The sequence below is a fragment of the Streptomyces sp. NPDC002328 genome (genome assembly GCF_042890065.1).
Lineage (GTDB): Bacteria > Actinomycetota > Actinomycetes > Streptomycetales > Streptomycetaceae > Streptomyces.
The window spans coordinates 23898-37523 of the sequence record NZ_JBIARQ010000001.1 but is presented as its reverse complement, the minus strand read 5'-3'; the positions used below and the strand labels follow the sequence as shown (position 1 = coordinate 37523).

General features: G+C 73.7%; 16 protein-coding genes. 7 read left to right on the top strand and 9 right to left on the bottom strand.

What is annotated here, in order from left to right:
* Positions 1-753 (bottom strand): nucleopolyhedrovirus P10 family protein, encoded by a 753-nt coding sequence (locus tag ACFYX4_RS00175; protein WP_389323238.1) that lies wholly within the window; start codon positions 751-753, stop codon positions 1-3.
* Between the two features lie 104 nt (positions 754-857).
* On the opposite strand from ACFYX4_RS00175, the gene ACFYX4_RS00170 reads away from it, so the two are divergent.
* The 5 genes from ACFYX4_RS00170 to amaP are packed head-to-tail and all read left to right on the top strand — an operon-like array spanning position 858 to position 3231.
* On the top strand, positions 858-1337 hold the full coding sequence (locus tag ACFYX4_RS00170) for an Asp23/Gls24 family envelope stress response protein (RefSeq protein WP_389323235.1): 480 nt from the start codon (positions 858-860) through the stop codon (positions 1335-1337).
* A gap of 43 nt (positions 1338-1380) precedes the next feature.
* Positions 1381-1572, top strand: a complete 192-nt coding sequence (locus ACFYX4_RS00165; protein WP_389323232.1) for a hypothetical protein — start codon at positions 1381-1383, stop codon at positions 1570-1572.
* The gene (locus tag ACFYX4_RS00160; RefSeq protein WP_389323229.1) at positions 1569-1958 is read left to right on the top strand and encodes a hypothetical protein; all 390 of its coding nucleotides are present in this window, start codon (positions 1569-1571) and stop codon (positions 1956-1958) included. Before ACFYX4_RS00165 ends, ACFYX4_RS00160 begins: the two co-directional genes overlap by 4 nt.
* The gene (locus tag ACFYX4_RS00155; RefSeq protein ID WP_389323226.1) at positions 1955-2647 is read left to right on the top strand and encodes a DUF6286 domain-containing protein; all 693 of its coding nucleotides are present in this window, start codon (positions 1955-1957) and stop codon (positions 2645-2647) included. The genes ACFYX4_RS00160 and ACFYX4_RS00155 overlap by 4 nt, the downstream gene beginning before the upstream one ends.
* On the top strand, positions 2644-3231 hold the full coding sequence (gene amaP / locus ACFYX4_RS00150; RefSeq protein ID WP_389323223.1) for an alkaline shock response membrane anchor protein AmaP: 588 nt from the start codon (positions 2644-2646) through the stop codon (positions 3229-3231). Before ACFYX4_RS00155 ends, amaP begins: the two co-directional genes overlap by 4 nt.
* Before the next feature lie 28 nt (positions 3232-3259).
* Here the strand turns inward: amaP and ACFYX4_RS00145 are convergent, their stop codons facing one another.
* The 5 genes from ACFYX4_RS00145 to ACFYX4_RS00125 form a co-directional block, all read right to left on the bottom strand.
* Positions 3260-4015 carry an SDR family oxidoreductase gene (locus tag ACFYX4_RS00145; protein ID WP_389323220.1) on the bottom strand — a complete coding sequence of 252 codons (756 nt, stop codon included), beginning with the start codon at positions 4013-4015 and terminating at the stop codon, positions 3260-3262.
* Positions 4016-4020: 5 nt separating this feature from the next.
* A complete protein-coding gene (locus ACFYX4_RS00140) occupies positions 4021-5808 on the bottom strand; it encodes a glycoside hydrolase family 15 protein (RefSeq protein ID WP_389323218.1) in 1788 nt (595 codons plus the stop codon).
* Between the two features lie 33 nt (positions 5809-5841).
* Positions 5842-6174, bottom strand: coding sequence for a hypothetical protein (locus ACFYX4_RS00135; protein ID WP_389323215.1), 333 nt, complete (start codon positions 6172-6174; stop codon positions 5842-5844).
* Entirely contained in the window at positions 6171-6851 is a 681-nt protein-coding gene (locus ACFYX4_RS00130) for a sigma-70 family RNA polymerase sigma factor (protein ID WP_389326635.1), read from the bottom strand. The genes ACFYX4_RS00135 and ACFYX4_RS00130 overlap by 4 nt, the downstream gene beginning before the upstream one ends.
* A gap of 200 nt (positions 6852-7051) precedes the next feature.
* Positions 7052-8608, bottom strand: coding sequence for a sodium:solute symporter (locus tag ACFYX4_RS00125; protein WP_389323212.1), 1557 nt, complete (start codon positions 8606-8608; stop codon positions 7052-7054).
* Between the two features lie 237 nt (positions 8609-8845).
* Between ACFYX4_RS00125 and ACFYX4_RS00120 the strand changes: the two genes are divergently transcribed.
* Together ACFYX4_RS00120 and ACFYX4_RS00115 are read left to right on the top strand one after the other, a co-directional pair.
* Complete coding sequence (locus tag ACFYX4_RS00120) at positions 8846-11002, top strand: carbon starvation CstA family protein (RefSeq protein ID WP_389323209.1); 2157 nt, start codon at positions 8846-8848, stop codon at positions 11000-11002.
* 5 nt (positions 11003-11007) lie between these two features.
* Positions 11008-11223 (top strand): YbdD/YjiX family protein, encoded by a 216-nt coding sequence (locus tag ACFYX4_RS00115; protein ID WP_389326632.1) that lies wholly within the window; start codon positions 11008-11010, stop codon positions 11221-11223.
* Positions 11224-11354: 131 nt separating this feature from the next.
* On the opposite strand, the gene ACFYX4_RS00110 is transcribed toward ACFYX4_RS00115, so the two are convergent.
* The 3 genes from ACFYX4_RS00110 to ACFYX4_RS00100 all read right to left on the bottom strand — a co-directional run bounded on the left by ACFYX4_RS00110 (position 11355) and on the right by ACFYX4_RS00100 (position 13544).
* Positions 11355-12149 carry an SURF1 family protein gene (locus ACFYX4_RS00110; RefSeq protein WP_389323206.1) on the bottom strand — a complete coding sequence of 265 codons (795 nt, stop codon included), beginning with the start codon at positions 12147-12149 and terminating at the stop codon, positions 11355-11357.
* A gap of 50 nt (positions 12150-12199) precedes the next feature.
* Positions 12200-12433 (bottom strand): hypothetical protein, encoded by a 234-nt coding sequence (locus ACFYX4_RS00105; protein ID WP_188291435.1) that lies wholly within the window; start codon positions 12431-12433, stop codon positions 12200-12202.
* Positions 12434-12512: 79 nt separating this feature from the next.
* The gene (locus ACFYX4_RS00100; protein WP_389323203.1) at positions 12513-13544 is read right to left on the bottom strand and encodes a DEDDh family exonuclease; all 1032 of its coding nucleotides are present in this window, start codon (positions 13542-13544) and stop codon (positions 12513-12515) included.
* Positions 13545-13626: the final 82 nt, after the last annotated feature.

Sequence of the window (13626 nt, the reverse complement as noted above, 5' to 3'; positions counted from 1 at the left end):
TCACCGCACGTCGGTGACCAGCACCGCCACCGTCGGATGATCAGGCAACGCCTCCGACACCGCCACACGGACCTGCCGGGCCACGTCCACCGCCCGGCAGGCCGCACTCACGGCAAACTGCACCCGCACATGCCGCCGAGCCAGCGAGACCCCCACGACCTCCCCTTCCTCGATATACACAGCCCTCCCGACCACGGAACTGAGCCCCACCACTCCGGGCACACCCAGAGCCACGGCGCTCACCCGAGCCACGTCGCCTTCTGTGGGCGCGTCACCCACCGAGGCCGCGTCGGCCGCGCCCGCCTCCGGCCCCGCCGCCACCCCCGGTTCCGACCCGGCCGGCGCAGCCTCCTCCCCGGCGTCCAGCAGTGACGTCACCCGTAGGTCGATCTCTGTCACCGTCAGGCCCAGTCGTCGCGCCGCGGCGGAGCTCAGGGCCTCGCGGAGGCGGGAGGCCGTGGCCGGCAGTGGCTCCGACGCCGTCGCGGTGAAGTCGGCCGTCACTCGTAGGGGGCCCGGCGGTAGTCCGGTCGGCGGGGGCGGTACCGCCGGCTCGTGCGCGTCGGACGGATCCGCGAGCGCGATCCGCAACTCCCCCAGCCGCACGCCCGGCAGGCCCCGCACCGCCTGCCGCAGCGCCGCCCGCGCCGCGCCCTCCGCGATCCACGCGCCGTCCCCCGGTCCGCCCAAGGGGAGCAGTCTGCCCAGGCCCAGCTGTTCCCGCACCGCTCGCGTCCACCGATCAGCCGTCATTCCTCCAGCCTGCCGTATCCCCGGGGCGAGGTCGGGCAACGGCGCTTAATGTGGCAGAAGGACGACAATTCACACATGACGTAAATCGCAAAGGACGTACGGCGATGAGCGAGACGACCGAGCAGAACCGGACACAGCCCCCGGACGGCGGCGGGGAACCGGTCCAGACCCGCAAGACCACCCGGCGGGGCGGCGAGGACCCGGCGAGCCGTGGGCGGACCACCATCGCCGACGGAGTCGTGGAGAAGATCGCCGGCCTCGCGGCCCGGGACGTCCTCGGAGTCCACGCGATGGGCAGCGGCGTCAGCCGCACCTTCGGCGCCGTACGGGACCGGGTGCCCGGCGGGAAGTCGGTGACCCGGGGGGTCAAGGCGGAGGTCGGCGAGGTGCAGACCGCGCTCGACCTGGAGATCGTCGTCGACTACGGCGTGTCGATCTCGGACGTCGCCCGGGACGTACGGGAGAACGTCGTCGCGGCGGTGGAACGGATGACCGGTCTGGAGGTCGTCGAGGTCAACATCGCGGTGAGCGACGTGAAGCTGCCCGAGGAAGAGGACGAGGAGCCGGAGCCCCGGATCCAGTGACGCGTCGGCGGCCGGGCGACCGGACCGCTGAGGGGAGTGCACCTTGAGCATGGCCGTGGTCGGCTTGATCGCCGGCATGGCACTGGGCTTCGCCGGATACTTCGGTGGGTTCGGGGCCTTTCTGCTGGTGGCGGCGCTGGGCGCCGTCGGCTTCGTCGTCGGCCGGTTCCTGGAAGGGGACCTGGACTTCGGCGACTTCTTCCACACCCGCACCCGTGACGACCGGCGCCGGTGACACCGGTGAACGAGGGGACCGAGGCCCCCGGCGGACGCCCGCCCGCGGCGGTCGTCCCACCGGGGGAGCGCGGCGCGACCCGGATCGCCGACCGGGTCGTCGCCAAGGTGGCCGCGCAGGCCGCCCGCGAGGCCGTCGGACCGCTGCCGCCCGAGGCAGCCCGTCCGCAGGCCACCGTCGTCGTGCATCACGAGGCGGCCCGCGTCCGCGTACACCTCGAACTCGACTACCCGACCGACATCGGCCCGCGCTGTCATGCGGTGCGTCGTCATGTCACCGAGCGGGTAGGCGCGTTGGTGGGAATGGAGGTGCCGGAGGTCGCCGTGCAGGTCGAACGACTGCATCTGACGGCGGCACACGGCCCGGCGCACGGGAGGACGCGATGAGCGAGCCCCGGAGTTCCGAGGGCAGCACGCAACGACTGCCGGTCCTGGACAAGCCCCCACAGGACCCGCACGACCCGCACGAACCGCAGGACCCGCACGATCCGCAGGGCCCACGGGAAGCAGGGCCGGGCCCCGCCCCGACCACACGCGGCGGACGCTTCTGGTCCGCGCGACGCGTCCCGGCGGCCGTCGTCGCCCTGCTGCTCCTGGCCCTCGCGGGCGTCCTGCTCTACGACGTCGCCGCCGTGCGCGCCGACCGGCCCGCCCTGCACGCGCGGCGCGCGCTCGCCCGGCAGCTCGCCGAACGCCCCCTGGACGACACCTGGGTGCTCGTCGGCGCGGGCGTCGCGGCCGCCGCCGGCCTGTGGCTGGTGGTTCTCGCCGTCACCCCCGGCCTGCGAAAGGTCCTGCCCATGAGCCGCGCCCACCCCGACGTCCGCGCCGGACTCCACCGCGCCGCCGCCGCGCTGGTGCTGCGCGACCGGGCCATGGAGGTCGCCGGCGTGCAGTCGGTGCGGGTGCGCGCGCGCCGCCGCAAGGCCGACGTGCACGCGGTCTCCCACTTCCGCGACCTCGACGACGTACGCGCCGATCTCGACGCCGTGCTCGGCGACGCGGTCCGCGGCCTGGGCCTGTCCCGGCCGCCCGCGCTGTCGGTGCGGGTGCGCCGGCTCGGCAGGAAGGGATGACGACGATGCTCAGGACCGTCAACCGCGTGGTGACCGGACTCGTCGGACTCGTCCTGCTGGCCGTCGGCGGCGCGGTGCTCGCCGTGGGCCTGGGCGCCCCGTCGCCCGCCTGGTGGATCCACGACGGCAAGCGGGACGTGCTGCTCAGCGCCGCCGAACGCACCCGCTGGCGGGACGAGACGTGGTGGTGGCCGGTCGTCATCGCCGTGCTCGCGCTGCTCGTCCTGCTCGCCCTGTGGTGGCTGATCGCCGATCTGCGCCGCCGCCGGCTCGGCGAGGTGCTCGTCGACACCGGGGACGGCGCGGGCGCCCTGCTGCGCGGGCGCGCCCTGGAGGGCGTCCTGAACGGCGACGCCGCCCGCCTGGACGGCGTGGCCCAGGCCCACACCCACCTCAAGGGCCGCCGGCACGCCCCCGAGGCCCACGTGCGCCTCCTCCTGGAACCCCACGTGGACCCGGCGGACGCCCTGAACCACCTGACGACACAGGCGCTGACCCACGCGCGGGACTCGGCCGCCCTGAAGGCCCTGCCCGCGGAGGTACGCCTGAAGACGGCCAAGCACGCGGCGGAAAGGGTGAGTTGAGCGCCGCCGGGACCTGAACCCGCCGGGATCAGAACCCGTGCCGCATGCCCCCGTCGACCGGCACCATGAGGCCCGTCAGATAGGAAGCGGCCGGGGACAGCAGGAACGCCGCCACCCGGCCGAACTCCTCGGGCGCGCCGTACCGGCGCAGCGGGATGCGGGACTCGTTGGCGGCCCGGGTCGCCTCCGGGTCCGCCGACAGCGCGTCCAGCTCGCGCACGCGGTCCGTGTCGATCCGGGCCGGCAGGAGCCCCACCACCCGCACTCCCCGCGGGCCCAGCTCGTCCGAGAGCGACTTCGCGAACCCGGCGAGCCCGGGCCGCAGCCCGTTGGAGATCGTCAGCCCGGGGATCGGCTCGTGCACCGACCCGGACAGCACGAACCCGATGACGCCCCCGGCCTCCAGCTCGGCCGCCGCCGCCCGCGCGAGCCGCACCGCGCCCAGGAACACCGACTCGAACGCCGACTGCCACTGCTCGTCCGTGTTGTCGGCGACGAACCCCGGCGGCGGCCCGCCCACGCTCACCAGGATCCCGTCGAAGCCGCCGAAGGCGTCCCGCGCGGCGGCGATCAGCCGCGCGGCAGCCTCCGGATCGGCGTTGTCCACGGCGACCCCGAGCGCGTTCGGTCCCAGCTCGGCCGCCGCGTCGGCGACCCGCTGCTCGTCCCGCCCGGTGACGACGACCTTCGCACCGTCCGCGACCAGCTCCCGCGCGGCGGCGTTGCCGAGGCCGCGCGTGGCCCCCGTGACGACGTACACCCGGTCCCTCAGTCCAAGATCCATGGTCCCTATCCTGCCCCCTTGCCGCCGAGGAGGGCGAGGGCGGTGTTCACCAGGCCGATGTGGCTGAAGGCCTGCGGGTAGTTGCCGAGGTGGCGGTCCGCCACCGGGTCGTACTCCTCCGCCAGCAGGCCCACGTCGTTGGCGAGGCCCACCAGCCGCTCGAACAGCTCCCGCGCCTCGTCGGTGCGGCCCGTCAGGTGCAGGGCCTCCGCGAGCCAGAACGAGCAGGCCAGGAAGGTGCCCTCGTCGCCCGGCAGGCCGTCGACGGCCGTCCCGTCGGTGCTGTAACGGCGCACCAGCCCGCCGTGGCCGAGTTCCGTGCGGACCGCGTCCACGGTGCCGGTCACCCGCGGGTCCTCGGGCGGCAGGAAGCCCAGGCGCGGGATGAGCAGCAGGGAGGCGTCCAGCTCACGGGAGCCGTAGTACTGGGTGAAGGTGTTCCGCTCGGGGTCGTAGCCCTTCTCGCACACCTCGCGGTGCACCTCGTCGCGCAGCGCCCGCCACCGCTCCAGGTCGCCGTCGAGCGCGGGGTACTCCTCCAGCGTGCGGACGGCCCGGTCGGCGGCCACCCACACCATCACCTTGGAGTGCGTGAACTGGCGGCGCCCGCCGCGCACCTCCCACAGTCCCTCGTCCGGCTGCCGCCAGTGCTCGCACAGCCACTTCATCAGCGAGCACTGGAGCGCCCACATGTGCGGCGGCGGCGTCATGCCGGCGATCCGCGCCAGCGACAGCGAGTCCATGACCTCGCCGTAGACGTCCAGTTGGAGCTGGTCCACGGCCCCGTTGCCGATGCGTACGGGTGTGGAGCCGGAGTAGCCCGACAGCCAGGGCAGCTCGCACTCGGGGAGCCGGCGCTCGCCCGCCAGCCCGTACATGATCTGGAGGTCCGCCGGGTCGCCCGCGACGGCGCGCAGCAGCCAGTTGCGCCAGGCCTCGGCCTCCTCCTGGTAGCCGGCGGCGAGCATGGCGCCCAGGGCGAGGGTGGAGTCGCGCAGCCAGCAGTACCGGTAGTCCCAGTTGCGCACCCCGCCCAGCTCCTCGGGCAGGGAGGTGGTCAGCGCGGCGACGATCCCGCCGGTGGGGACGTAGGTCAGGGCCTTGAGGGTGATGACGGAACGCACGACGACGTCCCGGTGGGGCCCGTCGTAGCGGCAGCGCGCCGCCCACGCCCGCCAGTCGGCGACGCTGAGGCGCAGCGCCTCGTGCGGATCGACCAGCGGCGGACGCGGATGGTGCGAGGGATGCCAGGTCAGGACGAACGCGACGGACTCGCCCTCCTCCACCGTGAACTCGGAGAACGTGCAGAAGTCCTCGCCCCAGGTGCGCACGGCGGGTTCGCTGCGGAGCCAGACCGAGTCCGGCCCGGCGACCGCCACCCGGTGGCCGTCGACCCGGCGCATCCAAGGCACGACCGAGCCGTAGTCGAACCGCAGCCGCAGTGTGCTGCGCACGGTGACCCGGCCGCGCAGGCCCTCCACGACGCGTACGACGTCGGGGGCGCGGTCGCGCTGCGGCATCAGGTCGGTGACCCGGATCGCGCCCTCGGCCGTCTCCCACTCGGTGTCCAGCACCAGGGTGTCGGGTCGGTAGGCGCGGCGGGTGCAGGGGCCCTCGGCGTCCGCGGGCGCGATGCGCCAGTGGCCGTTGTTCTCGTCGCCGAGGAGGCGCGCGAAGCAGGCGCCGGAGTCGAAGCGGGGCAGGCACAGCCAGTCGATCGAGCCGTCCCTGCCGACCAGGGCGGCGGTCTGTTCGTCGCCGATGAGGGCGTAGTCCTCGATACGGGGGTGCACGGGGTGCGGGTTCCCGGCGGGCCCCCCGGGCAATCAGGGGTGCGGCCGGGGGAGTGACGCGGGCCGGGGGAGCGAGGCGTGGCTCACCTCGCCGCCCGCGCCGGAGAAGATCACGCCGGGGTGCGCGGGGGCCTGGTTCAGCACCCACAGCCCGATCAGCGTGGCCAGGGCGAAGACGACGGCGATCAGCACGGCGAGCACGAGCCGCCGCCGGCGCTCGCGGCGCAGCCATTCGCCGCGCGCCGTGCGGTAGGCGTCCGGGGCGGGCCGCACGCCGCCGGCCAGCGCCTCCAACGCCTCGCGCAGTTCCCGCTCGGTGCGGTCCTGACCGGTGCCGTGCGACGGAGTCGCGTCTCGGTGCGTCATCGCCGGGCCTCCATCGCCTGGGTCAGCGCGGCCAGGCCGCGGGAGGTGTGGGTCTTGACGGAGCCGCAGGAGATGCCCATCGCGGCGGCGATCTCGCCCTCCTTCAGCCCGAGCCAGTGTCGCAGCACGAGCGCCTCGCGCTGCCGGGCCGGCAACTGCTGGAGGGCGTCGATCAGGACGCGCTGGTCGTCGCGGAGCAGGGCCGCGCTCTCGGCGGAGGCGACGGTCTCGTCCGGGAGCTCCGGGGGGACCTCCACATGCCGGCGGGCGACCTGGAGGTGGCGTATCCGCATCCGGGTCAGATTGCAGACGGTGGAGCGCAGGTACGCCTCCGCCGCCTGGGTGTCCCGCAGCCGCCGCCACTTGCGGTAGATCTGGTAGTAGGCCTCGGCGACCACGTTCTCCGGGTCGTCGGCGCCGAGCAGCACGGCGAGCCGCAGCATCGAGGAGTAGTGCAGCTCGAAGAGCCGGGCGACACCGGCCTCGCGCTCCCGCTCGCCGGGATCGGCGACGGCGGCGAACGGCTCCGCCTGGCGGGGGACGTCGGCGAGCGGGTCGGCGGCCGGCGGCTCCGCGGTGAACGGGTCGGCGGCGAACGGGTCTGCGGCCTGCGGCTCGGCGGCGAACGGGTCGGCGGCGAAGGGCTCTGCGGTGAACGGGTCGGCGGGACGGGGCACGCCGGTGAGCGGCTCGGCGGCCGGCGGCGCGTCGGCGAACGGGCCGACACGCCCGGTTGGTCGGGTCGGCCCGGTCGGCCCGGTGGGGCCAGCCAGCCCGGTGGGTCCAGCCGGTCCGGCCGATCCGGTCACGGTCGCCGCGAGCGGCTCGGCGGACGGTCCGGTGCCGGGTCGCCGCAGGGGGATGGGGCGTCGTCGTGTCACGGGTTGTTCGCTCCCGTCTCGGGGCGCCGCCTGAGGACCAGGCGGGACGGCAGGTCGGTCGAGTCGGCGCCGCGCGGGACGCCGAGACGCGCGAGGACGGCGCTGCCGGCCACCGCGACGGTCAGGTTCACCACCAGGGCAGCGAGCCCGGCGTAGATCTCCAGCGGTCCGAAGCCCAGCGTCACGATCGACGAGAACCCCTCCCGCACCACCAGGCAGGTCCCCGTCACCATGCCCGCCGCCCACCCGGCGAGCAGCGCCCGCGGACGCAGCCGCCCGGTGAACAGGCCCACGGCCACCGCCGGGAAGATCTGGAGGATCCACACCCCGCCCAGCAGTTGCAGGTTGACGGCGTCCTGGTCGCGCAGCCCGAACACGAACGCCACCGCCCCGGCCTTCGCGGTCAGCGACACCGCCTTCGCGATACGCACCTGCCGCTTCGGCGTGGCCGTCGGATGGACGTACTCGACGTACACGTTCCGCACGAAGCTCGTGGCCGCGGCGATCGACATCACGGCGGCCGGGACCAGCGCGCCCACGGTGATCGCCGCGAACACCAGCCCGGCCAGCGGCGCGGGCATCAGCCGGTCGACCAGCATCGGGACGGCGGACTCGGCGGCGCCCGCCGGAGCGCGCACCCCGGCGGCGAGCGCCCCGACGCCGAGGAACCCGAAGAGGGCGAGCAGCCCGGTCCAGGCCGGCAGCGCCACCGACACCTTGCGCAGGGTGCGCGGACCGTCGGCGGCGAACCCCGCGGTGAGCACGTGCGGGTACATCAGCAGGGCCAGCGCGGAGCCGAGCGCGAGGGTGGCGTACGCGGGCTGCTGCTCGGGGGAGAGCAGCAGCGGCGAGTGGGCCACGTCCGTGCCGCCCAGCCGCCGTGCCGCGCTCTCGAACACCGCCCCGGGCCCGCCCAGCCGCCACAGCACCAGCCAGCAGACGGCGGTCACCGACACGAACACCGCGACCGCCTTCAGCGCCGAGATCACCGTGGGCGCGCGCAGCCCGTGCCGGTAGGTGGCCACCGCGAGCCCCGCGAACAGCGCCACCATCAGCAGATCGCCGGCCACGCCCCGCGGGGAGACGCCCCCGGCCGTCAGCACCGCCCGGATCCCCAGCAGTTGCAGCGCCAGGTACGGCATGGTCGCGAGGATCCCGGTCAGCGCAACCACCAGGGCCAGCGACGGCGACCCGTACCGGCCGCGCACGAAGTCGGCGGCGGTCACGTAACCGTTGCGGCGGGCCACGCTCCACAGCCGGCTCAGCAGGACGAAGGCGAGCGGGCAGACGATCACCGTGTACGGCACGGCGAAGAACGCGGGCGCTCCGTTGCCGTACGCCAGTCCCGGGACGGCCGTGAAGGTGTACGCGGTGAAGATCGTGCCGCCGAGCAGCAGCCAGGTCCACACCGGGCCGAGGGAACGGTCGGCCAGCGCCCAGCCCTCCAGGGAGGGCAGCCGGTCGCTCGGGCGCAGCCGGCGCGCGGTCACGGCGAGCAGCGACGCCCCGCCGATCACGGCGAGGAACGTCGCGGTCATGGCGCCGTCGGCCATGGGTCACCGTCCTTGGTGTGCCTGTGCCCTCACGCGTCAGTTGCGCGGAGGGCCCGTTCGGTTGACGGAGACCTGCGGGAAATGTTCCGGACATTCGCTGTCAACCGGATCCGGCGGGCGGGCAACTCTTGCACAGACCGACAGCGGACGGGAGCCCACGGGCCGCGTCTTCGCTGGTCCGGCCGCTCGCCCGAGCGGCCGGGCGCTTTCACCCCGCAGTCCGAGCGAGGAGCCGCCATGCCTGCGTCCACCCTGCCCGAAACCGGCCGAACGGGGCCGGGAAAGTCGCGTATGTCACTGCGCTCGATCCTGTCGTGGTCCGCCGTCGCCCTGCTGGGCGCGGTGGCCTGGGGCGTGGTCGCGCTGGTCCGGGGCGAGGAGATCTCCGCGGTCTGGCTGGTGGTGGCCGCGCTCGGCTCGTACGCCATCGCCTACCGGTTCTACTCCCGCTTCATCGCCCGGCGCGTGCTGCGGCCCGACGACCGCCGCGCCACCCCGGCCGAGCGGCTGGAGGACGGCGTCGACTTCCAGCCCACCGACCGCCGGGTGCTGCTCGGCCACCACTTCGCCGCGATCGCCGGCGCGGGACCGCTGGTGGGCCCGGTGCTCGCGGCCCAGATGGGCTATCTGCCGGGCACCCTGTGGATCGTCGCCGGCGTGATCTTCGCCGGAGCCGTGCAGGACATGGTGGTGCTGTTCCTGTCGATGCGGCGGGACGGCAAGTCGCTGGGGCAGATGGCCCGGGACGAGATCGGCCGGGCGGGCGGTGCCGCCGCCCTGATCGCCGTCTTCGCCATCATGATCATCCTGCTGGGCGTGCTCGCGCTGGTCGTCGTCAACGCGCTCGCCCACTCCCCGTGGGGCACCTTCTCCGTCGCGATGACCGTCCCGATCGCCCTGTTCATGGGCTTCTGGCTGCACCGTTTCCGTCCGGGCCGGGTCGTCGAGACCAGCCTGATCGGCGTGGCGCTGCTGCTGCTCGCGATCGTCGGCGGCGGCTGGGTGCAGAACTCCTCGCTGGCCGGCGCGTTCACGCTCAGCCCGACGACCCTCGTCTTCTGCCTGGTCGGCTACGGCTTCGTCGCCTCGGTGCTGCCCGTGTGGATGCTGCTCGCGCCGCGCGACTACCTCTCCACCTTCATGAAGATCGGCACCATCGCGCTGCTCGCGGTCGGCGTCGTCGTGGCCGCGCCCGTGCTCAGGGCGGACGCGGTGACCGAGTTCGCCACCTCGGGGACCGGCCCGGTCTTCGCGGGCTCGCTGTTCCCCTTCCTGTTCATCACCATCGCGTGCGGCGCGCTCTCCGGCTTCCACGCCCTGGTCGCCTCCGGGACCACCCCCAAGCTGATCCAGAAGGAGTCCCAGGTCCGGATGATCGGCTACGGCGCCATGCTGATGGAGTCGTTCGTCGCGATCATGGCGCTGATCGCCGCGGCCACGCTGGAGCCGGGCCTCTACTACGCGATGAACGCGCCGGCGGGCCTGCTCGGCGCCACCGCCGAGTCCGCGTCCCAGGCGGTGGCCGGCCTCGGCTTCAGCATCACCCCGGACCAGCTCACCCAGGCCGCGAAGGCGGTCGAGGAGCAGACCCTGATCGCCCGCTCCGGCGGTGCGCCCACCCTGGCCGTCGGCATGTCGGAGATCTTCTCCGGCGTCTTCGGCGGCACGGCGATGAAGGCCTTCTGGTACCACTTCGCCATCATGTTCGAGGCGCTGTTCATCCTGACCACGGTGGACGCGGGCACCCGGGTCGGCCGCTTCATGCTCCAGGACATGCTCGGCAACGTCTGGAAGCCCGTCGGCCGCGTCAACTGGAAGCCCGGCATCTGGCTGTGCAGCGCCCTCGTCGTGGCGGCCTGGGGCTACTTCCTCTACACCGGCGCCACCGACCCCCTCGGCGGGATCAACCAGCTCTTCCCCCTGTTCGGCATCGCCAACCAGCTGCTGGCCGCCATCGCCCTGACCGTCTGCACGACGGTGCTCGTCAAGTCCGGCCGGCTGCGCTGGGCCTGGGTCACGGGCGTCCCGCTGGCCTGGGTGGTCGCGATCACCTTCACCGCGGGCTGGCAGAAGATCTTCTCCGACGACCCCAAGATCGGCTTCTTCGCCCAGCGCACACGGTACGCCGACGCCATCGACGCCGGCCAGGTCCTGCCGCCCGCGAAGTCCCTCGACGACATGCACACGGTGGTCACCAACTCCACGGTCGACGGCGTCCTGATCGCCCTCTTCCTGCTCCTGGTCGCGGTGGTGATCGTGAACGCGGCGGTCGTGTGCGCACGCGCGGTCCGCGCCCCCGGGTCACTCCCGACGACGGAGGCGCCCTACGTCGAGTCCCGCATCGAGCTGCCGGAACAGCGGGAGCGGGAGCCGCTGGCGGGGGCGCGCTCGTGAGGTCGGTGCGTGTGCTGCCGGAGGTGTGCTGGACGGGGGCGGCGCGCGTCCTGCGGGCGGTGCGCTGGTATCTGCGGGAGCTGACCGGGGAGGCGGAGTACGACCGCTACTGCGAACGGCACCGCCGCCGGCATCCGCGGGCCCCGGTCCCCACCCGCCGCGAGTACCAGGTGCTGCGCACGCGCCACCGCGAGGAGCACCCACAGAGCCGCTGCTGCTGAGCCCGCCTGCCTCACCCGCCGCGCCTGCCTCGTCCGCCCATGGTGGCGGGCGGGGCGGTGGCGCGGGAGCTGGGGCGGGGCAGACGTGGACGGTGGGCGTTCGCTCCGCCGCCGCCGGCTCCGTGCGTTCGCTACACCGCCGCCGGCTCCGTCTGCTCGCTCTTCTCCGGTGTGCCGGCCTCCCGGCGGTCGCGCAGTTCGCGCCGGACCAGCACGACCCAGCCGACCGGCACGGCCGCGGAGAACAGCCACCACTGGATGGCGTACGCATAGTTCAGCGCGGCGTCCTCGTCGCCGGGGCGCCCGATCAGCTGCGGGGTGTCGCCCTTGGGCGCGGGCGCGGTCTGCGCGATGTAGCCGCCGAGCACCTCGGCGCCCAGACGCTCCGCCTCCTGCTCGCTGTTGATCAGCATGACCTGCCGGTCGGGCAGCCCCTTGAGGTTTTTGATGCCGCTCGCGGCGGTCGTCTCGTCGGGCATGAGCCGCCCGGTGACGGTGATCTGCCCGGCGGGCGGCGCGGGCACCTTGGGGAACACGGTCTGGCTCGGGCCGTCGGCGGGGATCCAGCCGCGGTTGACCAGCAGCACCTTGCCGTCCGTCAGGACGAACGGGGTGAGGACGTGGAAGCCGACCTCCTCGTCGGCGTTGACGCGCCGCCGGACCACGACTTCCCGCTCGGTGTCGAACCGCCCCGTGGCGGTCACGTTGCGGTACCGCTCGTCCCTGGTCACGACGTGCCCCGGGGACGTCAGCGTCTCCACGGGCGCCGGCGCGGCGGCGAGCGCGTCGGAGACCAGCTGGTTGCGGGCGGTCCGCTCCTCGTAGCGGTGCATCTGCCAGATGCCCAGCCTGATCATCGTGGGGATGAGCAGCAGGGCGACCAGCGTGAGGATCACCCACTGCCGGGACAACAGGAAGCGGTACACCCCACGACCGTACAACTCGGTCGCGGGGCGCACGCGCGTGGGGGGCCGCTTCAGACCCGGTCGACGATGCCCACCTTCCCCTCCGCGCGGGCGCAGTGGGCGCCGCAGTACCAGTGGCCCTCGACCTCGACGCCCTGCCCGATGATCTGCACCCGGCAGTGCTCGCAGATGGGTGCCATGCGGTGGATCGCGCAGGAGAAGCAGTCGAACACGTGCACAGCGCCCTGCGCGTGCACCTCGAAGGTCATGCCGTAGTTGTTGCCGCAGACTTCACATGTCGCCATGCGCCACAGGGTGAGCCGTCGGCGCGGCGCGGGCGAGGCGGCTCCAGGCGAGTCGCCCGTCAATCACCCGTCCGTACGGTCACTCCTCCGAGGCCGGCTCCACGTCCCGCAGCAACTGCCCGAACGCCGCCTCGTCGATCACCGGCGTGCCGTACTGCCGGGCCTTGACCACCTTCGAGGTGCCCGAGCCGGGATCGTTGGTGACGAGCAGGCTGGTCAGCCGGGAGAGGGAGGTCGCGACATGCAGACCGGCCTCGGCCGCACGGTCCTCCAGCAGCTCCCGCTCGACGGACGTGTCCCCGGAGAACGCGACCCGCATGCCCTGCTTGAGTCGTTTGCCCTCTTCATACCGGCCGGGGTTGGGATGGGGGCATGCGGGCCGTTTGCGGGAGGGACGCCAACTGCTCGGCCGGTAGCCGCCGCCCCCGTACCCGCCGCCGTAGCCGCCACGGGCTCCGCCGGGGCCGCTCGCCTGCTGCCCGATGCGCGGCGCGGGCCGGTCCTGCCACTCCGTCAGCGGCCGGCACTCGTGCAGCGGCAGCCGCACCCCGCCCGCCGCCGCGGCCCGCAGACTCGGCCGGAACGCCTCCGCGAGCACGCGCGCGTCGTCCAGCGCGTGGTGCGCCCGCTGCTGCACGACGCCGAAGTGGGCGGCCAGCGACTCCAGCTTGTGGTTGGGCAGCGGCAGCGCCAGCTCCTTGGAGAGCGCGATGGTGCACAGCCGCTGCCGCACCGGCGCCTCGCGCTCCGCGCGCGCGTACTCCCGCGCGATCATCTGCCAGTCGAAGACCGCGTTGTGCGCGACGAGCACCCGGTCCGCGAGCCGTCCCGCGAACTCCTCGGCCACGTCCCGGAAGAGGGGCGCGCCCTCCAGCGCCTCGCTCGTCAGACCGTGTATCCACACCGGCCCGGGATCGCGCTCCGGATTGACCGTCGTGTACCAGTGGTCCTCGACCTCGCCGCGCGCGTCCAGCCGGTAGACGGCGGCGGACACGATCCGGTCGTCGCGTGCCAGCCCGGTGGTCTCCACGTCAACGACCGCGTACCCCTGGGGATAAGCGGCCGGCCACTCCGTGGGGGAGGACGCTGTGGTCATGCGGTCTTCAAGCATGGTCACTGAGGATACGGGCCCTCACTGACACCCCGCGCAAGCATCCCGCCGCCGAACGCCGACGCCCCATACGGGCGTACGA